At 69.5% G+C, this 22,529-nt stretch carries 4 protein-coding genes; 3 read left to right on the top strand and 1 reads right to left on the bottom strand.

Going from position 1 to position 22,529, the window contains the following annotated elements; all coding sequences use genetic code 11:
- Nucleotides 1-2 precede the first annotated feature (2 nt).
- From F3J43_RS00735 to F3J43_RS00725, 3 genes are read left to right on the top strand one after another with little or no spacing between them, the layout of a single operon-like run.
- Nucleotides 3-6,335, top strand: coding sequence for a non-ribosomal peptide synthetase (locus F3J43_RS00735; protein WP_166882908.1), 6,333 nt, complete (start codon nucleotides 3-5; stop codon nucleotides 6,333-6,335).
- A complete protein-coding gene (locus tag F3J43_RS00730) occupies nucleotides 6,335-18,118 on the top strand; it encodes a non-ribosomal peptide synthetase (protein WP_166882907.1) in 11,784 nt (3,927 codons plus the stop codon). The genes F3J43_RS00735 and F3J43_RS00730 overlap by 1 nt, the downstream gene beginning before the upstream one ends.
- Before the next feature lie 55 nt (nucleotides 18,119-18,173).
- Nucleotides 18,174-19,121 (top strand): alpha/beta hydrolase, encoded by a 948-nt coding sequence (locus F3J43_RS00725; RefSeq protein WP_166882906.1) that lies wholly within the window; start codon nucleotides 18,174-18,176, stop codon nucleotides 19,119-19,121.
- A gap of 977 nt (nucleotides 19,122-20,098) precedes the next feature.
- Here F3J43_RS00725 and F3J43_RS00720 read toward each other — a convergent pair.
- Complete coding sequence (locus tag F3J43_RS00720; RefSeq protein ID WP_205297550.1) at nucleotides 20,099-22,522, bottom strand: TonB-dependent siderophore receptor; 2,424 nt, start codon at nucleotides 22,520-22,522, stop codon at nucleotides 20,099-20,101.
- Nucleotides 22,523-22,529: the final 7 nt, after the last annotated feature.

Below are 22,529 nucleotides of genomic sequence, written 5' to 3'. Positions count from 1 at the left end.
TCGTGCAAGAACTATTGGACTCGGTGGCATCGCTCAGCCCGCGGGAGCGCAAGGCGTTGGCGGCGATGCTGGGCAAGAAGGGCATCAACCTCTTCGGCATCGCTCCGATCCAGCCGCGGGACCGCAACGAACCGGCGCGCCTGTCCCATGCCCAGGAACGCCAGTGGTTCCTCTGGCGCCTGGACCCTCAGGGCAGCGCCTACAACATGGCGGCTACCTTGCGTATTCGTGGCGCGCTCGACGTGCCACGCTTGCAGGCGGCGTTCCAGGCGCTGGTGGCGCGCCACGAGGTACTGCGCACCACCTTCGCCGAGCAGGCCGACGGCCCGGTGCAGGTCATCGCCGAGCACCTGCCGCTGAGGTTCGAGCGACTGGAGGGCGCGGTCGATGCCCGGCAACTGGCCGAAGCCTTCCATGCCCGGCCGTTCGACCTTGCCGGCGGCCCGCTGCTGCGGGTCGGCGTGCGCCAGGAGGGCGACGACCAGCACCTGCTGCTGCTGACCCAGCACCACATCATTTCCGACGGCAGCTCGACCCAGCAACTGATCCGCGAGGTCATGGCGCTGTACCAAGGTGCCACGCTGGCGACGCCAACCCTGCAATACGCCGATCATGCCGCCTGGCAACGCCAGTGGCTGGACGCCGGCGAGCGCGAGCGCCAGCTGGCCTGGTGGCGTGAGCGCCTTGGCGGCGAGGCGAGCATTCTGGCGCTGCCGTTCGACCGGCCGCGTCCGCTGGAGGCCGACAGCCGTGGCGCGGCGGTGGCGCTGCGCCTGCCTATGCCGCTGCTGGCGGCGCTCAAGGCGCGGGCCAGGGCCAGCGACGCGACGCTGTTCATGTGGCTGCTGGCCGCGTTCCAGGGCTTCCTCTATCGCTACAGTGGCCAGGCCGACGTGCGCGTCGGCGTGCCGGTGGCCGGGCGCAGCCGCCCCGAGCTGGAAGGCTTGCTGGGGCTGTTCGTCAACACCCAGGTGCATCGCACCGAGGTGGACGGGCAGGGCAGCTTCGAGCAGTTGCTCGGCCAGGTCATGACCGAGGCGCGCCAGGCCCAGTCGTACCAGGACCTGCCGTTCGAGCAACTGGTCGAGGCCCTGCAGCCGCAGCGCCAGCTCAATGTCAGCCCGCTGTTCCAGATACTCTTCAACTTCCAGGGTGCCCAGGCGGCGGACACGGCGACGGCGGACCTGCAGGTCGAGCACCTGGACTGGGCGCGGCCGGCGGCGCCGTTCGACCTGACCCTGTACATGCGCGAGACCGCGGCGGGCCTGGACGCCGAATTCATCTACCCGACCGCGCTGTTCGACGCCAGCACCGTGTCGCGCATGCTCGGGCATTGGCAGGCCTGGCTCGAGGCGCTGCTGGCCGACAGCGGACAGCGGATCGACGAGGTGGCGCTGCTGCCGGCCGCCGAGCGCGCCCAGCGCCTGCTCGCCGGCAACCCGCCAGCCACGCCATTGGCCAACCCGCTGCCGGTGCACGCGCAGTTCGTCGAGCAGGCCAGGCGTACGCCGCAGGCCAGCGCGCTGGTGTTCGCCGGTCAGGCGTTCAGCTACGCGTGCCTGGAGCAGGCCAGCCGGGCCGTGGCCCAGGCCTTGCTGCGCCAGGGCGTGCAGCCCGAGGCGCGCATCGGCCTGGCGGTGCGGCGCGGCCCGGCGCTGGTGATCGGCCTGCTCGGCATCCTGCGCGCCGGCGCGGCCTATGTGCCGATGGATCCGGCGTTCCCGGCCCAGCGCCTGGGCTACATGCTCGAACAGAGCGGCGTGCGCCTGCTGTTGAGCGAGCAGGCGGTGGCGGCACGTCTGGCGCTGCCGGAGACCGTGCAATGCGTGAGCCTGGACGACTGGCAGGCCCTCGTGCCCGACGCTGAGCCCCTGGCGCCGCTCGCCGACCTCGACCAGCTGGCCTATACCCTGTACACCTCGGGCTCCACGGGGCAGCCCAAGGGCGTGATGATCAGCCATCGCGCGCTGAACAATTTCATTGCCGCGATGGCCGCGCGCCTCGATCTGGCGGCCGGCGACACGCTGCTGTCGATGACCACGTTCTCGTTCGACATCTTCGGCCTCGAGCTGTACCTGCCCCTGCTGACCGGCGCCTGCGTGGTGCTGGCCAGCGAGGAGCAGGCCAAGGATCCGCTGCACCTGCGCGCGCTGCTGGCACAGCAGCCGGTGCGGGCGGTCCAGGCCACACCGTCGGCCTGGCGCATGTTGCTCGACAGCGGCCTGCACGATGCGCTGGGTGATGTGCAGGTGCTGTGCGGTGGCGAAGCGCTGCCGCCCGACCTGCTGGCACGCCTGCAGCGGCTCAGCCCGCAGGTATGGAACCTGTACGGCCCGACCGAGACCACCATCTGGTCCAGTGCCCAGCGTATCGACCGCCAGCAGGGCGAGGCCTTGCTCGGCGAAGCCCTGGACAACACCCGGCTGCATGTCCTCGGCCCGGACCTGACCCCCGCACCGCTGGGGGCGGCGGGTGAGCTGCTGATCGGCGGCCTGGGCCTGGCGCGCGGCTACCTGGGGCGTGCGGGGCTGACCGCCGAGCGCTTCCTGCCCGACCCGGCCGGCGCCGGCCAGCGTCTGTACCGGACCGGTGACATGGCGCGCCAGCGCGCCGACGGTGGCCTGGAATACCTCGGCCGTGCCGACCAGCAGGTCAAGGTGCGCGGCTTCCGTGTCGAGCTGGGGGATATCGAGGCGCAACTGCTGCTGGTACCGGGTGTGCGCGAGGCGGCGGTCAAGGTGGTCGCCGGTCAGCTGGCGGCGTGGATCGTTGCCGACGACGCCGCCAGTGACGAGGCCTTGCGCCGCACGCTCGGTCAACGCCTGCCGGCCTACATGGTGCCGGGCCTGTGGCTGCGCCTGGCGAGCCTGCCCAAGACGCCCAACGGCAAGCTCGACCGCAACGCGCTGCCGGTTATCGAAGCCGCTGGCGCCGATGACGGCGGCCGGCCGCCGGCCAGTGCGCTGGAGCAGGCGGTCGCGGCGGTGTGGGAGGAGGTCCTGGGGGTGACCGACCTGACCCTCGAGGCTGACTTTTTCGGCCGTGGCGGCCACTCGCTGCTGGCTACCCGGATCACCTCGCGGCTGCGTGAACGCCTGGGGCTGGAGGTGCCGCTGCGGCTGCTGTTCGAGCATCCGCAACTGGGCGACTTCGCCGCGGCGCTGGCTCAGCTGGGGCAACCCGGACAGGGCCAGGCCATGGCCCGCGCGCCTGTCGAGGCGCGCAGACTGCCGTCGTTCGCCCAGGAGCGCCAGTGGCTGCTGTGGCGCCTGCGCCCGGACAGTCACGCCTATACCTTGCCCGCCGGCCTGCAACTGCAGGGCGAGCTGGACCTGGACGCGCTGGAGGCGGCCTTCGCGGCGCTGATCGCCCGCCATGAGCCGCTGCGCAGCCGCTTCATCGGCACGGCCGATGGCGTCGGGATCGAGGTGCTCGATATCCTCAAGCTGCCGATCCGCACCTGCGACGTCCCGCCCGAGGGCCTGGCGGCGCTGATCGACGAACAATTGCACCAGCCGTTCGACCTGGCCGAGGGGCCGCTGCTGCGCCTGACGCTGGCGCGGCTGGGCGAGCAGCAGCAGGTTCTGCTGCTGACCCAGCACCACATCGTCTCCGACGCCTGGTCGATGCAGGTGATGGTCGAGGAACTGCTGGAAACCTACGCGGCCTTGCGCGAGCAGCGGCCGGCCAACCTGGTGACGCCGCCGCTGCGCTACTGCGACTACGCCTGGTGGCAGCGTCAGTGGCTGGCTTCGCCGGCCGGCGCGCAGCAGCTGGCCTACTGGCGCGGGCAACTGGGCGACGAGCAGCCGGTGCTCGAACTGCCGTTCGACCGGCCGCGCCCGGCCCAGCCGAGCGGGCGCGGCGGGTTGGTCAGTCGACGCCTGGGCGCCGGGTTGTCCGCTGCCGTCGCGCGCTGCGCGCGGGAGCAGGGCTGCACGCCGTTCATGGTGCTGCTGGCGACCTTCCAGGTCCTGCTGTGGCGCTACAGTGGCCAGGACGATATCCGTGTCGGGGTGCCGGTGGCCGGGCGCAACCGCCTGGAGACCGAGCGCCTGATCGGCTTTTTCGTCAACACCCAGGTGCACCGTGCCCGCCTGCAGGCCTCGGACACCTTCGCGCAGTTGCTGGCGGCAGTGCGCGACACCGCGCTGGGCGCGCAGCAGCACCAGGACCTGCCGTTCGAGCAACTGGTCGAGGCGTTGCAGCCTCAGCGCAGCCTGGCCCACACCCCCTTGTTCCAGGTGCTGTTCAACCACCATGGCGAAGTTGCCCGCAGGCCCTGGCAGGCGCCTGTCGCCGGGCTTGCGGTGACCCCGCTGGCCTGGCCGCAGGACAGCGCCAAGTTCGACCTGACCCTGGAAACCCAGGTGGTCGACGGTGACATCGTCGCCTCGTTCATCCATGCCCTCGACCTGTTCGATGACGCCACTGTCGAGCGGATGGCCGACCATTACCTGCAACTACTGGCTGCGTTCGTCGAGCAGCCATGCCTGCGCCTGGGCGAGCCGGCGCTGGCCGCGAGCCAGGTCGCGGCGCTCCAGGGCGCGTCCCTGGGCAGCGATGGCGAGACGGTCTACGGCCTGTTCGCGCGTCAGGTGCGGGCCAACCCGCAGCGCCTGGCGCTGGTCGAAGGCGCGCGGCGGATCACTTTCGGCGAACTGCAGCGCAAGGTGCTGGGGCTGGCCTCGGCCTTGGCGGGCTTCGCGCCGCAGGCCCGGATCGGCGTGGTGGCCGGGCGTGACAGTGGCTTTGTCGTCGCCGCGCTCGCCTGCCTGCGCCAGGGCCTGGTGTTCGTGCCGATCGATCCCCTTGGCGAGCCCCTGCGTGCGCGACAGGCCATGGCCGACAGCGGGGCGCAACTGCTGATCGGCGATCCTGCGCAGTTGCAGGCCTTCGCCGAGATCGCGCAACTGGACCCGGCCACGCTCGGGGAATGCGACGACGCGCAGGCGCCGGCCGCGCTGGCGGTCGACGCCGACCAGCTGTGCTACCTGCTGTACACCTCGGGCTCCACCGGCACGCCGAAAGGCGTGGCGGTGCGCCATGGCGGCCTGGGCAACTACCTGCGGGCCCTGGAGCAGTGGCTGCCATGGACGCAGATCGAGCAACTGGCGCTGCTCTCCACGCCGACGGCGGACCTTGGCTACACCACATTGTTCGGCGCGTTGAGCCAAGGTCGTACCCTGCACCTGCTCCCGGCGGCGTGGGCCTTGGACGCCCAGGCCGTGGCGCGCTATGTGCAGGCCGAGAGTATCGACCTGTTCAAGCTGGTGCCCTCGCACCTCGCGGCACTGCTCGAGGGCGGCGGTGCGGCCGTGCTGCCGCGCCGGGCCCTGGTGCTGGGCGGCGAGGCGCTGCCGAGCGAACTGCTGCGCCAGGTGCGCCAGCTCGCGACGGGGTGCGAGGTGTTCAACCACTACGGGCCGACCGAGACCACCATTGGCGTGCTGAGCACGTCGCTGGCCGGCGTCGAGGCGGGACCGGTGCCCCTGGGCCAGGCCATGGCCAACCTGCGCCTGAGCGTGGTCGATGCCCAGTGCGAGCCGCAGCCGCCAGGGTTGTACGGCGAGTTGCTGGTCGAAGGTGCCGGCCTGGCGCAGGGCTACTGGGGGCGACCGGGCCTGACCGCCGAGCGTTTCGTGCCCGCAGCGGGCGGCGGGCGGCGTTATCGCACTGGCGACCGGGTCCGGGTGCAGGCAGGTGCCTTGCTGTTCGCCGGACGCATGGACGACCAGGTCAAGGTGCGCGGCCACCGCATCGAGCCCGGCGAGATCGCCGCCGCGCTCAAGGCCCTGCCTGGCGTGGCCGACGCCCACGTTGGCCTGGCACCGTCGGTCGAGGGCCTGGTGGCCTGGGTGGTCGGCCAGGGGCCGCAAGCGCTGCAGCCGGCGGCGTTGTTGCGCGAACTGGGCAAGCACCTGGCCGACTACCGGGTGCCGGCGCATTGCGTGGTGCTCGAGCGCATGCCGTTGACCGCCAACGGCAAGACCGACCGGCGCGCCTTGCCCGCGCCGCACGTGGTGCCGACACGGCCCTTCACGGCGCCGCAAGGCGAGCGCGAGGTTCGCGTCGCGGCAATCTGGCAGGCGGTGCTCAAGTGCGAGCGGGTCGGCCGGGATGACGATTTCTTCGAATTGGGAGGCCATTCGCTGCTGGTGATGAGCGTGGTCTCGCGTGTGCAGTTGGAACTGGGAATGACCATGAGCCCACAGTTGCTGTTCAGCCACCCGACGCTCGCCGCGCTGGTGGCACACCTCGAACCCCAGGCCGCGGGCCTGGACGAAGCGCGGCTGGGCCGCCTGGAAGACCTGTTTGACGAGGTGGATGCGTGATGGACAACCAAGCGACCGCGGCCCGTATTGCCCGCCGTTTCGTGCTGATGCCGCTGGAGAAGCGGCGCCTGTACCTGGAAAAGATGGCCGCGGAAAACCTCTCGCCGGCCAACCTGCCAGTGCCCGAGTGCCAGTCGGCGCTCGAGGTGCTGCCGTTGTCCCATGCCCAGGAGCGGCTGTGGTTCATCTGGCAGCTCGAGCCCGACAGCGCCGCCTACAACCTGTCGCGCGCCCTGCGCCTGAATGGCGAGCTGGACCTCGGCGCGCTGGGCCAGGCGTTCGCTGCGCTGGTGGCGCGTCACCAGCCGCTGCGTACCCTGTTCGGCCTGCATGAAGGCCGGGCCTGCCAGTTGATCCAGGCGCCGTTCGCGGTCGAGATCGCCGTGCAGGAGGTGGCAGCGGATGCCTTGCAGGCCTGCATCGAGGACGAGGCCCACCAGCCGTTCGACCTGTCTGCCGGCCCGCTGCTGCGCGTGCGCCTGTTGCGCCTGGCGGCAGACGAGCATGTGCTGGTGCTGACCCTGCATCACATCGTCGCCGACGGCTGGTCGATGCAGTTGCTGGTCGATGAGCTGGTGCAAGGCTACCTGGCGCAGGTCGCGCCGGGGCAGGGCAGGGCCGCGGCGGCGCTGCCGATCCAGTACGCCGACTACGCGATCTGGCAGCGGGCCTGGATGGAAGCAGGCGAGCAGGCGCGCCAGCTGGCCTACTGGGTCGAGGAACTGGGCGGCGAACAGCCGGCCCTGCAACTGCCGGCCGACCACCTGCGTCCGGCTGTCCCCAGCGGGCGCGGCGACAGCGTCGAGCTGGAACTGCCCGAGGCGCTGGGCGCGGCCCTGCACGGCGTGGCCCAGGCCCATGGGGCGACGGTGTTCATGCTCCTGCTGGCATCGTTCCAGGCCCTGTTGCACCGCTACAGTGGCCAGCAGGACATCCGCGTCGGCGTGCCGAGCGCCAACCGTAACCGCCCGGAGATCGAAGGGCTGGTCGGTTTCTTCGTCAACACCCAGGTGATGCGTGCCCAGGTGGATGGGCGCATGCCTTTCGCCACCCTGTTGCAACAGGTCAAGGCGCGGGCGATCCGCGCCCAGGCCTACCAGGACCTGCCGTTCGAGCAGGTGGTCGAGCGCCTGAGCCCGGAGCGCAGCCTGAGCCATTCGCCGCTGTTCCAGGTGATGTTCAACCACCTGCGCGAAAGTGCCGGGCAAGGCCTGGTGGCGTTGCCGGGGCTGCGCGTCGAAGGCGTGCAGTGGCGCAACCACACCGCCAAGCTGGACCTGGCGCTGGACACCCGCGAGGCGCCGGACGGGCGCCTGAGCGCACGCTTCACCTATGCCTGCGACCTGTTCGAGCGCGCCACTGTCGAGCGCCTGGCCCGTCACTGGTTGCAACTGCTGCAGGCGATCGCCGCCGACAGCGACTGCGCCCTGGGCGAACTGGCGCTGCTCGACGCGCAGGAGCGCGCCGCGGCCTTGCGCGCCTGGCAGCGCCCCGCCGAGGCGATGCCCTTCACCCCGGTTCACCAGCGCATCGCCGCCCAGGCCAGGCTGAGGCCGCAGGCCATCGCGGTGACCTGCGAGGGGCGCAGCCTCAGTTTCGCCGAGCTCGACGGACGCGCCGAGCGCCTGGCCGCCAGCCTGTGGCAACGCACCGGGGGCCGTGGTGTACGCATCGGCATCGCCCTGCCGCGTGACGAGCAGGTGTTCGTCGCCCTGCTGGCGGTGCTCAAGGCCGGCTGCGCCTATGTGCCGCTGGACCTCAAGCACCCGCCCCAGCGGCTGGCCTACCTGATGCGCGACGCCGGCATGCCGCTGCTGCTGACCCATGCCAGCGTCAGCGCCGGCCTGCCCGAGGACAGCCAGGTGCAGGCGCTGGACATCGACGCGTTGCTCGCCGAGTCGGTGGCGCCACTGCCGCCCCAGGCAATCCACCCGGCGCAACTGGCCTATGTGATCTACACCTCCGGCTCCACCGGCGAGCCCAAGGGGGTGGAGGTCGGCCATGAAGGCATCGCCCGTCATTGCCAGGCGATCGGCGAGCGTTATGCGATGAGCGCCGATGATTGCGAGCTGCTGTTCATGTCGCTGGCCTTCGACGGCGCCCATGAGCGCTGGCTGACCACCCTGAGCCACGGTGGCCGCCTGCTGTTGCGCGAGGACAGCCTGTGGACGCCCGAGCAGACCCTGCAGGCCATGCTCGCCCACGGCGTCAGCGTGGCGGCATTCCCGCCGGTGTACCTGCAGCAGCTCACCGAGCAGGCGGCCCTCGGTGGTCCGCTGCCGCGTGCGCGTATCTACTGCTTCGGTGGCGACGCGGTGCCCAGGGCGAGTTTCGAGCGCTTGCGCGAGGTGTTGCGTCCGGAGCACATCATCAATGGCTACGGCCCCACCGAGACCGTGGTCACGCCGCTGCTGTGGAAGGCGCCGGCCGACCAGCCGTGCCCCAGTGCCTATGCGCCGATCGGCAGCCCGGTGGGTCCGCGCACCGCCTGCGTGCTCGATGCCGAGGCCAACCTGATGCCGGCCGGCGCCAGTGGCGAGCTGTACCTGGGCGGGCTGCTCGCCCAGGGTTACCTGAACCGTCCGGGGCTGACCGCCGAGCGCTTCGTCCCGGACCCCTTCGCTGCGGGCGGCGAACGCCTGTACCGCACTGGCGACCTGGTGCGCCAGCGCGCCGATGGCGACTACGACTACATGGGCCGGGTCGACCAGCAGGTGAAGATCCGCGGTTTTCGCATCGAGCTTGGCGAGATCGAGTCGCGCCTGCTGGCCCTGGAGGGTGTCGACGATGCCGTGGTCCAGGCCCGCGAAGGGCAGGGCGGCAAGCAACTGGTGGCCTATGTGGTCGCCGCCGCAGGGCAGGACGGCCAGGCACTGGTGGCGCAACTGCGCACGCGTCTGCGTGCCGACTTGCCCGACTACATGGTGCCGGCGCACTTCATGCTGCTGGCCAGCCTGCCGTTGAACCCCAACGGCAAGGTCGACCGCAAGGCACTGCCGGCACCGAGCCTCGATACCCGCCTGGTCGACCATGTCGAGCCTGCGGCAGGCCTGGAAGCGCAGATCGCCGCGCTGTGGCAGGACATCCTCGGGCACGCTGCGGTGAGCGCCACGGCCAACTTCTTCGAACTCGGCGGTGACTCGATCATCGCCATCCAGGTGGTCGGACGGGCGCGTCAGGCGGGTATCCGCTTCACGCCCAAGGACATGTTCCTGCACCAGAGCGTGCGCGAGCTGGCCCAGGTGGCGCGCCGCGCAGAGGCCGAGGCGCTGGCCGAGCAGGGGCCCGAGCAAGGCGCCACGGCGCTGTTGCCGATCGCCGAGTGGTTCTTCGCCCAGGCCCACCCGCGCCCGGCGCACTGGAACCAGGCGCTGGTCCTCGAACCGCGCCAGCCGTTGTCTTCCACCCGGCTACGCGAGGCGTTGCAGTGCTTGCTGGCCCACCATGACAGCTTGCGCCTGCGCTTCACCCCGACCGGGCAGGGCGTGCAGGCCTGCTACCGCGACGCGGTCGACGCTGGCGAAGTGCTCTGGCATGAACAACTGAGCGACGAGGCGCACTGGCCGGCACTGGCCGACAAGGCCCAGCGCAGCCTGGACCTGGCCGAGGGGCCGCTGCTGCGGGTGGTACTGGCCGATCTGCCAGGGCAGCGTCAGGCGCTGCTGCTGGTCATCCATCACCTAGTGGTCGACGGCGTGTCCTGGCGCATCCTGCTCGACGACCTGCAGGGTGTGCTGAGCAGCCTGGAGCAGGGGCAACCCGTCCGCCTGCCGAGCCGTACCAGCAGCGTCAAGGCCTGGGCCGGGCGCCTGCTCGAGGCCGCCGCGCAGCCGCGCTGGCAGGCCCAGCTCGACTACTGGCAAGCCCTGGCCGACGGTCCGCTGGCCGAGCTGCCGGCCCGTGCCGGCGCCGAGGTAGCCGCGTGCAACGCACAGGCCCGGCAACTGGAGGTGACCCTCGACGAGGCGACGACCGCGCGCCTGTTGCACCAGGCGCCAGCCGCCTACCGCACGCAGATCAACGACCTGTTGCTGGCCGCCCTGGCCCTGGCCGTGCGCGGCTGGACCGGGCAGGCGCGCACGCTGGTCCAACTGGAGGGGCATGGCCGCGAGAGCGAGACCTTCGAAGGCATCGACCTGACCCGCAGCGTTGGCTGGTTCACCAGCGCCTACCCGGTGTGCCTGGGCGTCGCGGACGATCTCGCCGCGACCTTGATGCAGGTCAAGGAGCAATTGCGCGCAGTGCCCGACAAGGGCCTGGGCTTCGGCCTGCTGCGCCACCTGGGCGATGCGCCGACCCGGGCGCGCATGGCCGCGCTGCCCGAGGCGCGTATCACCTTCAACTACCTGGGGCAGGTCGACGGTGGTTTCGGCGAAGACGCCCAGGGGTGGTTCCGCCCCGGCACCCTGGGTGCCGGCAGCAGCCAGGACGACCAGGCGCCGCTGGGCAACTGGCTGACCATCAATGGCCGGATCGAGGGCGGGCGTTTGACGCTGGCCTGGAAATTCGCCGAGCAGCAGTTCGCCGCCGCCGATATCGCCGCCTTGGCCGATGGCTACCTGCAACACCTGCGGGCGTTGGTCGAGTACTGCTGCGACCCGGCCAACGGCGCCCTGACCCCATCGGACTTCCCGCTGCTGGCCCTGAGCCAGGCACAGCTCGAGCAGTTGCCCGTGGCGGCGCGTCAGGTGCAGGACCTCTACCCGTTGTCGCCGATGCAGCAGGGCATGCTGTTCCACAGCCTGTACCAACAGGGCTCGGCGGACTACATCAACCAGTTGCGCTGTGATGTCGAGGGGCTCGACCCCGAGCGCTTCCTGCAGGCCTGGCAGCAGGCCATGGACCGGCACGACATCCTGCGCAGCGCCTTCCTCTGGGGCGGTGCATTCGACCAGCCGGTGCAACTGGTGCAGCGTCAGCTGGCATTTCCGTTGCGGGTACTCGACTGGCGTGATCGCCCGGTCGAGGCCGCCGCCCTCGACGCCCTGGCCGAGGCCGAGCGCCAGGCCGGCTTCGCACTGGCCAGCGCGCCGCTGCTGCGCATGCTGCTGGTGCGCCTGGACGAACACCGCCATCACCTGATCTACACCAACCACCATGTGCTGATGGACGGCTGGAGCAGCTCGCAGTTGCTCGGCGAGGTGCTGCAGGCCTATGCCGGGCAAACGGTGGCCGCGGTGCGTGGCCGCTACCGCGACTACATTGCCTGGCTGCAACGCCAGGACGCCGCTGCCAGCCAGCGCTTCTGGCAGGCGCAACTGGCGCCGCTGGAAGCGCCGACCCTGCTGGCCAACGCCTTCGCCAGCCGTGCGCCGGAGCCGGCGACCGATACCCTGCGCCAGCAAGCGGCACGGCTGATCGACGGCCAGGCCTGCGCGCGCCTGAACCAGTTCGCCCGGCGCTGCAAGGTCACCCTGAATACCGTGGTGCAGGGCGCCTGGGGGCTGCTGCTGCAACGCTGGAGCGGCCAGGACGTGGTGGCCTTCGGCGCCACGGTCGCTGGGCGTCCGGCCGAACTGGCCGGTATCGAGCAGCAGGTGGGGTTGTTCATCAACACCCTGCCGGTGGTGGTCCAGGCCGATCCTGGCCAGGCGCTGGAAGCCTGGCTGCAAGCGTTGCAGGCACAGAACCTGGCACTGCGCGAGCACGAACACTGCGCGCTGGCCGATGTCCAGCGCTGCGCCGGTTTCGAGCCGCAGGCGCTGTTCGACAGCCTGCTGGTGTTCGAGAACTACCCGGTGGCCGAGGCCCTGGGCGCCGGCGCGCCGGCCGGCGTGCGCTTCGCCACCATCGACAGCCGCGAGCAGACGCACCTGCCGTTCACCCTGACCGTGCACCAGGGCGATGGGCTGGCCCTGGGCCTGACGTGCGTTGGCCTGGATGATCCTGGCCTGGGTGAGCGTCTGCTGGAGCAACTGGCCGAGGCACTGGAGCAGATGAGCCAGGCCGCCAGTGGCACGCTGGGCGAGCTGGCGCTGCTGGGCGCGGCCGAGCAGCACCAGGTGGTGAGGCAGTGGAACGCCACGGCGCGGCACTACCCACAGGCGCAACCGGTGCACCGCTTGTTCGAGGCGCAAGTGCGCGCCCGGCCCGAGGCGCTGGCGCTGGTGTGCGCCGGGCAGCGGCTGGACAACGCCACGCTCAATGCCCAGGCCAACCGCCTGGCCCACCAGTTGATCGCCCTGGGCGTGGGCCCGGAAAGCCGTGTGGCGGTGGTGGCCGAGCGCAGCGTGGAGATGGTCGTGGCGCTGCTGGCGGTGCTCAAGGCTGGCGGCGCCTACGTGCCGGTCGACCCTGAGCTGCCGGCCGAGCGTATCGCCTACCTGTTGCAGGACAGCGCCGCCCAGTTGCTGCTGGGCCAGGCCGCCCTGCGCGAGCGGGTGCCGGTGGATGCGGCGCGGACCTGCCTGTGGCTGGAGCCTGGCGCGCTGATCGGCGAGGGCTACCCGGCCCACGATCCGCAGCCGGCGCTGCAACCTGAGAACCTCGCCTACCTGATCTACACCTCGGGTTCCACCGGCCAGCCCAAGGGCGCCGGCAACAGCCATGCCGCGCTCTGCAACCGCCTGGCCTGGATGCAGGAAGCCTATGCCCTGGGCGAGGGCGACCGGGTGCTGCAGAAGACGCCATTCAGCTTCGACGTGTCGGTATGGGAGTTCTTCTGGCCGCTGATGACCGGCGTGCCGCTGGTCATGGCGTTGCCAGGCGAGCACCGCGATCCGGCGCAGTTGATCGCGCGCATCGTCGCTGAGCGCATCACCACCATGCACTTCGTGCCGTCGATGCTCCAGGCGTTCCTGCAGGATCCGCAGGTGGCGCGCTGCAGCAGCCTGCGGCGCATCGTCTGCAGTGGCGAGGCGCTGCCGGTCGAGGCGCAGCGCCAGGTCTTCGAGCGCTTGCCCGGCGTGGCCTTGTACAACCTGTACGGGCCGACCGAGGCAGCGATCGACGTCACCCACTGGACCTGCCGCGAGGAGGGCGGCGACACGGTGCCGATCGGTCAGCCGATCGCCAACCTGGCCACCTACGTGCTCGACGCCGCCCTGCGGCCATTGCCCGCAGGCGTGGTGGGCGAGTTGTACCTGGGCGGCCTGGGCCTGGCGCGGGGCTATCACCAGCGTCCGGCGCTGACCGCCGAGCGCTTCGTCGCCAGCCCGTTCGGCGCCGGCCAGCGGCTGTACCGTACCGGCGACCTGGCGCGCCAGCGTGGCGACGGTGTCATCGAGTACGCCGGGCGCATCGACCACCAGGTGAAGATTCGCGGCCAGCGCATCGAACTGGGCGAGATCGAGGCGCGGCTGATGGAGCAGCCGTGGGTCAACGAGGCGGTGGTGGTAGCCCGCGATGGCAGCCATGGCAAGCGCCTGGTGGCTTACCTGGTGGCCGCCGCCGAGGCGCCGACGGCGTTGGGCGAGGTATTGGCCGAGCAGTTGCGCGCAGTGCTGCCGGCGTACATGGTGCCGGCGCACTTCGAGGTGCTGGCGAGCATGCCGCTGAGCCCCAATGGCAAGCTCGACCGCAAGGCACTGCCCGAGCCAGGGCTGGCCCAGGTGGCCTCACGGGCACCGCAGGGCGCGCACGAGCAGGCCCTGGCGCAGATCTGGCAGGAGGTGCTGGGCCTTGAGCAGGTGGGTGCCGACGATAACTTCTTCGCCCTGGGCGGCGACTCGATCGTGTCGATCCAGGTGGTCAACCGTGCGCGTCAGCGCGGCCTGGCCCTGGAGCCCAAGGACCTCTTCGAGCAGCAGACCATTGCCCGCCTGGCACTGAAGGTCGGTAGCGGCGGTGCCTTGCCGGCGCTGGCCACGCCGAAGGACTGGCATGGCCTGAGCGAGGCACAGGTGCAGGCCTTGCCGTTGCCCCACGAGCGGATCACCGGTCTCTACAGCCTGTCGCCGATGCAGAAGGGCATGCTGTTCCTCGGCCTGGACAGCCCTGACGCCCAGTTGTACGTCAACCAGCTGAGCGTGCCGGTGCACGGCCTGGACCCGCAGCGCCTGCGTCAGGCCTGGGTCGAGGTGGTGCGCCGCCACGATATCCTGCGCACCGGTTTCCTCTGGCAGGGGCTGGACGAGCCGCTGCAGTTCGTCCTCGATGCGTTGGCGCTGGCCTTCAGCGAGCGCGACGGGCGCGACCTGGCCGCTGATCCCATGGCCATTGGCGAGCTGGCGCGCGAGGAGCGCGAGCGTGGCTTCGACCTGGCCAATCCGCCGTTGCAGCGCCTGCTGCTGGTCGACCTGGGCGAAGGCGGGCACCAGTTGATCTGGACCTACCACCACCTGCTGGTCGACGGCTGGAGCACTTCGCAACTGATGGGCGAGGTGCTGGCGCTGTATGCCGGCAAGACGCTGCCCGAGCCGGTCGCCTACCGCCAGTACATCGGTTGGCTGCGCAACCAGGACCAGGCCCGTGGCGAGGCGTTCTGGCGGGCCCAGCTCGAACCGCTGGAGGAGCCGACCCTGCTGGCGGCCTGGCAGCCGCGCCGGGCCGACGGCGAGGGCCATCAGGCGCTGTACACGCGTTTCGACGCGGGTCTGACCGGGCGCCTGAAGGCCTTCGCCCAACAGCAGCGCATCACCTTCAACACCCTGGTCCAGGGCGCCTGGCTGCTGCTGCTCAGCCGCTACAGCGGCCAGTCCTGCGTGGCCTTCGGCGCCACCGTGGCCGGGCGCCCGGCCAACCTGGCGCACAGCGACGCGATCCTCGGGCTGTTCATCAATACCTTGCCGGTGGTGCACCCGCTGCAGCCGACCCAGGCGGTCGGTGACTGGCTGCGCGCGCTGCAGGCGCGCAACCTGGCGATGCGCGACTTCGAGTTCACCCCGCTGGCGCAGATCCAGCGCTGGGCGGGGCGCCCGGGGCAGCCGTTGTTCGACAGCATCATCGTGTTCGAGAATCACCCGGTGGATCAGGCCCTGCGCGATTGGAGCGACGAGCGCCTGCGCTTCGGCGAGATGGACAGCGTGGGCCTGACCAACCTGCCGATGGACCTGATGGTGACCCTCGACGAGGTCCTGACCATCGAGTACATGTTCCTGCGCCAGCACTTCGACGCGCAGGCCGTGGAGGGGATCCGTCTGGGCATGGAGGGCCTGTTGCAGGCGCTGGCCGAAGACGGTGAGCGTCGGCTCGGGGTGATCGGCCTGCCGTGTCCGGCACAGCCGCAGGCGCGGCTGCCGGCAGGCGCCGACGCCCACTGGCAGCCGGTTCATGCACGGATCGCCGAATGGGCCGCGGGCAACCCGCAGCATCCGGCGCTGGTCTGCGCCGAGGGTGCTCGCCTGAGCCATGGCGAGCTGCAAGGGCGGGCCAACCGCCTGGCCCACTGGTTGATCGCCCAGGGTGTCGGCCCTGAGGTGCGGGTGGCGGTGGCCCTGCCGCGCAACGAGCACCTGCTGGTGGCGTTGCTGGCGGTGCTCAAGGCCGGTGGCACCTACGTGCCGTTGGACGTCGATTACCCGCGCGAACGCCTGGCCTGGCAACTGCAGGATTGCGGCGCGGCCCTGGTGCTGACCGCCGCCGAGCAACGCGAGCGGTTGCCGATACCCCAGGGCGCGCTGGCGGTCGACCTGCCGGGCCTGGCCTTGAACACCTGGCCGGAGCAGGCACCGGTTTGCCGGGTCGATCCGCACAACCTGGCCTACATCATCTACACCTCCGGTTCCACCGGCCTGCCCAAGGGCGTGGCGGTCAGCCACGGCCCGCTGGCCATGCACTGCTTGGCGGTGGGCGAGCTGTACCAGATGAGCCCGGACGACTGCGAGCTGCACTTCATGTCGTTCGCCTTCGACGGTGCCCACGAGCGCTGGCTGACCGCCCTGAGCCATGGCGCCCGCCTGCTGCTGCGCGGCGATGAGCTGTGGACCGCGCAGCAGACCCTGGCGCAGATGCGCCAGCATCAGGTCACGGTCGCCGCGTTCCCGCCGGTCTACCTGCAGCAACTGGCCGAGCAGGCCGAGCGCGAGGGCCAGGCTCCGGCGGTGCGGGTGTACTGTTTCGGCGGCGATGCGGTGCCCAAGGCGGCGTTCGAGCGGGTTCGCGCGGCATTGGCGCCGCAGTGGATCATCAATGGCTACGGGCCGACCGAGACCGTGGTCACCCCGCTGATCTGGCGCGCTGACGCTGTCACCGACTGCGACAGCGCCTACGCACCGATCGGCTCGATCGTCGGCCGGCGTAGCGCCCATGTCCTGGATGCCGACCTCAATCCGCTGCCGATCGGGCTGGCCGGTGAGTTGTACCTGGGCGGTGAGGGGCTGGCGCGGGGTTACCTGGAGCGTCCGGGGCTGAGCGCCGAGCGCTTCGTCGCCGATCCGTTCGGCGCGCCGGGCCTGCGTCTGTACCGCACCGGCGACCTGGTGCGCCAGCGTGCCGATGGTGGTTTCGACTACCTCGGACGCCTCGACCAGCAGGTCAAGGTGCGGGGTTTCCGCATCGAACTGGGCGAGGTCGAGGCCTGCCTGAAACGTTGCCCTGGCGTGCGCGATGCCGTGGTGGTGGCCCATGCCGGGGTCAGCGGCCAGCGTCTGGCCGGCTATGTGGTGATGCACGAGCCGGCACTGGCGGTCGATCCGCGAGCAGCGTTGAGCCAGGCCCTGGAGCAGGCGTTGCCGGACTACATGCGGCCCTCGAGCCTGACCGTGCTGGAGCAGTTGCCGCTGACGCCGAACGGCAAGATCGACCGGCGCAACCTGCCGCTGCCGGGGGCCGAGCCGCGTCGCTACGTGGCGCCGCACAGCGAGCTGCAGAAAGCCCTGGCGGCGATCTGGAGCGAGGTGCTGAAGGTGGCGCAGGTGGGCCTGACCGACAACTTCTATGAGCTGGGCGGCGACTCGATCCTCAGCCTGCAGGTGGTGGCCAAGGCCCGTGGCCTGACGCGCCTGGGGCTGCGCCTGAAACTGCGCGACCTGGTCAGCCGGCCGACCATCGCCGAGCTGACTGGCGAGGTCGCGCAGGGGCCGCGGCTGGCGCCGACCCTGGCGCTCAACGCGGCGAGCGGGCAGGCGCCGCTGTTCTGCCTGCATGCAGGTTTCGGCACGGTGTTCGACTACGAGCCGCTGGCCCGTCGTCTCGATGGCCGTCGTCCGTTGGTCGGGCTGCCGTGTCGCTTGTTGCTCGAGCCCGGGCGCCAGGAGCCGTCGCTGCAGGCGATGGCCATCGACTATGCGGCGGCGATCCGCGGCCAGCAGGCCGAAGGCCCGTATCACCTGTTGGGCTGGTCGCTGGGGGGCACGCTGGCGGCGTTGGTGGCTGCCGAGCTGGAAGGCCAGGGCCAGCAAGTCGCCTTCCTCGGGTTGGCCGACAGTTTCGTGCCTGGCACCGAGCAGGTCGATCCCGACCGACCGGGCGACTGGCACGCCGACCTGCAGGGCCTGCTGGGCTGGATCAGCGACCAGGCGCCGCAAGTCGACGTGCAGGCCTTGGCCTGCGCGCAGACCGCTCGCGACTATCTGGGCCAGACCCTGGCCTTGAATGATCGGCAGGGCGGTGCCTATGCCGCGCTGGGCCTGGACGAGTGGCTGAATCTGTTCGACAGCGCCCGCCAGCTCAAGCGCCTGGCTTTGGCGGCGGGGCCATGCCCGGCGCTGCGCTGCGTGCCGACGCACTGGTGGGTGGCGGGGCGCAAGGCCCACCGCCTTGCCTTGGCCAGCCAGTTGCGGCAGCCACTGGAGGATGCCGTGATCCTGCCGTGCGACCACTTCCAGCTGCCGCGCGACGCGGCCTGGCTGGACGCGGTCGAGCAGGCTCTGGCGCCGTGCCTGGCCGTGCTGGCCAGCGACTGAACTTTCCTTTGTCTTGAACATGCCCGGCCACCTGGCCGGGCAGCGGAGATCTACCGTGAACCTCAATCCTGATATCGCTGCGTACCTGCAGTTGGTCAATGCCGCCCGTGCCAATGGCAAGGTAGCGGCGATGCATGAGATGTCCCCTGAACAGGCCCGCGAGGCGTTCGACCAGTCCTCGCTGATGATGAGCCTGGGCGGTGACGACAGCGTCGAGGTCGAGTCCCTGACGTTGATCGCCCGTGACGGCGCGGCGCTGGCTGCGCGGCTGTACCGCCCGACGCCGAGGCAGGCCGGTATGTGTTCGGCGGCGCTGGTGTATTTCCATGGTGGTGGCTATGTGGTCGGCAGCCTGGACTCCCATGATGCCTTGTGCCGCGACTTGGCACTGGACTGTGGGTTGCCGGTGCTGTCGGTGGCTTACCGGCTGGCGCCGCAGTGGCGTTTTCCGACGGCCAGCCACGATGCCGAGGATGCCTGGGCCGCGGTGCTGGCCCGGGCCGAGGCCCTGGGCCTGGATCGGCAGCGGCTGGTGGTCGCTGGCGACAGCGTCGGCGCTAGCCTGGCGGCTCAGGTCGGTACGCCTGGGGGGTGGCCGCGCTTGCGGGTGTTGATCTACCCGGTGACCGATGCCACCAGCCAGACTGCTTCGCTGCAGCGCTTCGCTACTGGCCACCTGCTGGAGACCGCGACCCTGGAATGGTTCTACCAGCAGTACGCGCCGGTGTCGGGCGAGCGTGGCGACCCGCGTCTGTCGCCTTTGCTCGGGGCGGTGGCCAATCCGCAGGTGCCGGTGTGCCTGGTGCTGGCCGACTGTGATCCGTTGTATGACCAGGGCCTGGCCTATGCTGCGCACTTGCGCGAGTCGGGTGTGGTCGTGCAGTTGCAGGTGTACGAGGGGATGGTGCATGACTTCATGCGCATGGATGCCATTGCCGACGAGGCGGCCGAGGCGCGGGCGGCGATTGCCGAGGCGGTGTGCGAGGTGCTGGGGGAGGGGTGACTGAGCAAGTCTGCATCTCGCGAGCTCGGCTGTGTCGAGGGGGCTGGATCTCCTGATGCCTGCGTTCAGTCTCCTGAAGTCGTGAAGAGGGGGTGGTGGTTGGGCTGGCGCAGCTGTCGCTAGCAGGGTTTCGTGTGATCTTGCCGGCCCAATCGCTGGCTTCGCCAGCTCCCACATTTCCCCCGCTGGTCGCCCAAGCTCCTGGTCTCCTGGTCTCCTGGTCTCCTGGTCTCCTGGTTCCTGACTTCCTGACTTCCTGATTCCTGATTCCTGATTCCTGACTTCCTGACTTCCTGACTTCCTGACTCCTGGTCTCTTGGCATCTGGCATCTGGCATCTGGCCGTCAGGTCGTTGGCTTGTAGGAGCTGGCGAAGCCTGCGATGGGGCCGAATGCCATGTACCTACAACAAGCCGGGCCGTACACAGCCCAAGCACGTGGGGCACAGTCCAAGCAGGCATATGTTCGATAGAAACATCGGCGAATAAACCAGGAGAGGCACTGCCAAACAATTCTGGAGTAGATATTCCAAGCTTCAGACTTTTTGCTCTTGCTCTTGCTCTTGCTCTTGCTCTTGCTCTTGCTCTTGCTCTTGCTCTTGCTCTTGCTTTGGCTTTTAAGCGCGCAATAGTCCAGGCGACGCCTATTGCGACTTCAGGAGGCCGAGCGAAGGTGCCTGTAGGGCCAGGTGCGCAGCACCCCTCGGCGTAGCCGAGGGCGCGAGATGTAGACTTGCGTAGCAAGTCGTAGGCCGCGCTGGCCCGAAAGGCGCCGTAGCGAGGGGACCCCGAAGCGAAGCGTAGGGGCCGGATGATGGAGCGAGGATTTTTTGGTTCCTTTTTGATCCTTCAAAAAGGGACCCGCCGTAAGGGCGGAAAGGTGACTATGCGTCGCCAAAGCCAATGAATGCGCATACATCCCGCAAAACCACCCACCCTCCAAAAAGCCGCCCCCCAAGAGTCCCCAGCCCCACTCCGATCAGAACTTGGCCCGAAGCGTGACGGTAAAGTTCCGCGGATCCCCGAAGAAGTTGTTGTAGTGGTTGAACTGGACGGTCTGGTAGTACTTCTTGTCGAAGGCGTTGTTCAGGTTGCCCTGGAGTTCGAAGTGTTTGTCGATCTCGTAGACCGCATGCAGGTTGGTCACTGTGTAGCCAGCCTGTTCCACCCGGTAGGTGGCGGTTTCCTTGTACATGTGGGTCTGCGACAGGACGCTGCCGCCCACGCGCAGTTTTTCCAGCGGTGCGGGCAGGCGATAGTCGGTGGTCAGTTTGAACAGGTGGCGCGGGATGTCGGTGTTGGCCGCCGAGCCCTTGCTGGCGCCGCCTTCGTAGCGTGGCGAGGCGTAGGTGTAGCCGGCCGAGAGGTTCCAGTTCGGCGTCAGCTCGCCGTAGGCCTCCAGGTCCAGGCCGGTGGTGCGGATTTTCTCTTTCGCGGCAAAGCAGCTGGGCACGCCCGGGGCGCAGCTGTCGAGCTGCTCGGCGGTGCCGGTCAGGTCGGTCTGGAACAATGCCAGCGAGCCGCCGAAGCGTTTGTCCAGGGTCTCGCCCTTGAGGCCCAGCTCGTAGTTGCTGCCGGTGGCCGGGGCCAGCACGCTGCCGTTGTAGTCGACGTTGCTCTGCGGCTTGAACACCTCGGTGTAGCTGGCGTAGGCCGAGAAGTTGTCGTTCAGCTCCTGGACGATGCCGGCATAGGGCGTGACTTCGCGGTTCTTCGAGTAGTCGGCCTTGACCCCCAGCAGGTCGGTCTCGGTCTTGTACCAGCTCAGGCGCGAGCCAAGGATCAGCTTGGTCGAGTCGGTCAGGCTCAGGCGGGTGGCCAGGTAGGCGCCTTGTTGCTCGGTGGTGTAGTTGTACTTCCACAGGTTGTAGTTGATGTTCGGCGCTGGCGGGTTGAAGGCGCCGAGGTCGTTCACGTCGAAGCCGTAGTTGTAGCTGGCGTCGCGGCCGCCGTGGTAGTCGAAGTCGTCCTGGCGGGCATTGAAGCCGACGATCAGGTCATGCTGGCGGCCGAGCAGCTGGAACGGGCCGCTGAGGTAGCCGTCGAGGCTGGTCTGGGTGTCGTCGTAGCGAAAACCGCGCGGGTTGAGGGTGTAGCGCCCCGGGTTGTTGGCCACCGGCCAGGTGTAGTTGGCCAGGAAGTCGGACTTGGCCCAGATCTGGTTGGCCGCCAGGACCAGTTTCCAGTCGTTGTCGAAGTGCTTCTGGTAATCGACGAAGACGTTGGTGTTGCTCTTGTTCAGGTGCGCCCAGTCGGCGGTCAGCGCGGTGGAGCGCGAGAGCGGGTAGAACTCGCCATTGGCCTTGGCCGGCAGGCCGCTCCAGTCGTAGCCGGGGTTGCGGTCTTTCTGGTAGCTGAAGCCCAGGGTCACCATCGAGCTGTCGTCGAGGTCGGCCTCGAGGATGCCGTAGATCAGCGAGTTCTCTTTCTTGGCATGGTCGCGGTAGCTGTGGCCGGTGGTATAGGACACCACCGAGCGGCCGCGCAGGGTGCCGGCATCGTTGAGCGCCGAGCTGACATCCACCGAGTTGCGGTAGGTGTCCCACGAGCCGACCGAGGAGGTGACCTGCACCTGCGGCTCGACGGTGGGGCGCTTGCGGATCAGGTTGATCGCCGCCGACGGGTTGCCGGCGCCTTGCATCAGGCCGTTGGCGCCACGGACGATCTCGACGCGGTCGTACAGGTCGGTGTTGGGCTTGGAAATCGCGTCCAGCGAATAGGCGTTGGCGATGTTGGTCGGCACGCCATCGATCTGCAGGGTGTCGATCTGCTGGCCACGGGCGTAGTAGTTGGTGCGCTCGGTGCCGTTCTTCACCAGGGTCACGCCGGTGGCGTTGGTCAGCACGTCGTCGAGGTTGACCAGGTTCTCGTCCTCGATGCGCTGGCGGGTGACCACGGTCACCGACTGCGGCGTCTCGCGGATCGACATCGGCAGCTTGGTGGCGGTGCTGGTGCTGCCGGTGGTGTAGGCGTGGGTGCCTTCGCTGATCGCGCCCAGGCTGTTGCTGGTGACGTTGGTGGCGCCCAGTTGTACCGCCGAATCGCTGGTGCTGGCCGGCAGCAGGGTGATGGTGTTGCCGTCGATGCTGAACGACAGGCCGCTACCGGCCAGCAGCCGGGCCAGGGCCTGGGCCGGCTCCAGGCTGCCTTGCACCGCCTGGCTGCGCAGACCGCGGGCCAGGTCGGGGCTGTACAGCAGCTGCATGTCGGCCTGCAGGCCGAAGCGCTGGAGCGCCGCGCCCAGTGGTTGGGCCGGGATGTCGAAACTGACCTGCTGGGCCTGGGCCAGTGTCGGCAGGGATAGCGAGGCGCTCAGCAGCAGCGAGGCGGGAAGGTGTTGACGACGCAGGCACTGCTTGACCAGCAGTGCGGCCAGCGGGGTCATCTTCGGGAAGACATGCATTACGTAC

The organism is Pantoea sp. Cy-639 (genome assembly GCF_011752525.1).
Lineage (GTDB): Bacteria > Pseudomonadota > Gammaproteobacteria > Pseudomonadales > Pseudomonadaceae > Aquipseudomonas.
Note: the sequence above shows the minus strand (reverse complement) of the source record. Positions and strands in the feature narration are given on the sequence as shown.

Coding starts and splice junctions, on each gene's coding strand:
- F3J43_RS00720 (WP_205297550.1), bottom strand. CDS start 22,522: ATGCATGTCTTCCCGAAGATGACCCCGCTGGCCGCACTGCTGGTCAAG.
- F3J43_RS00730 (WP_166882907.1), top strand. CDS start 6,335: ATGGACAACCAAGCGACCGCGGCCCGTATTGCCCGCCGTTTCGTGCTG.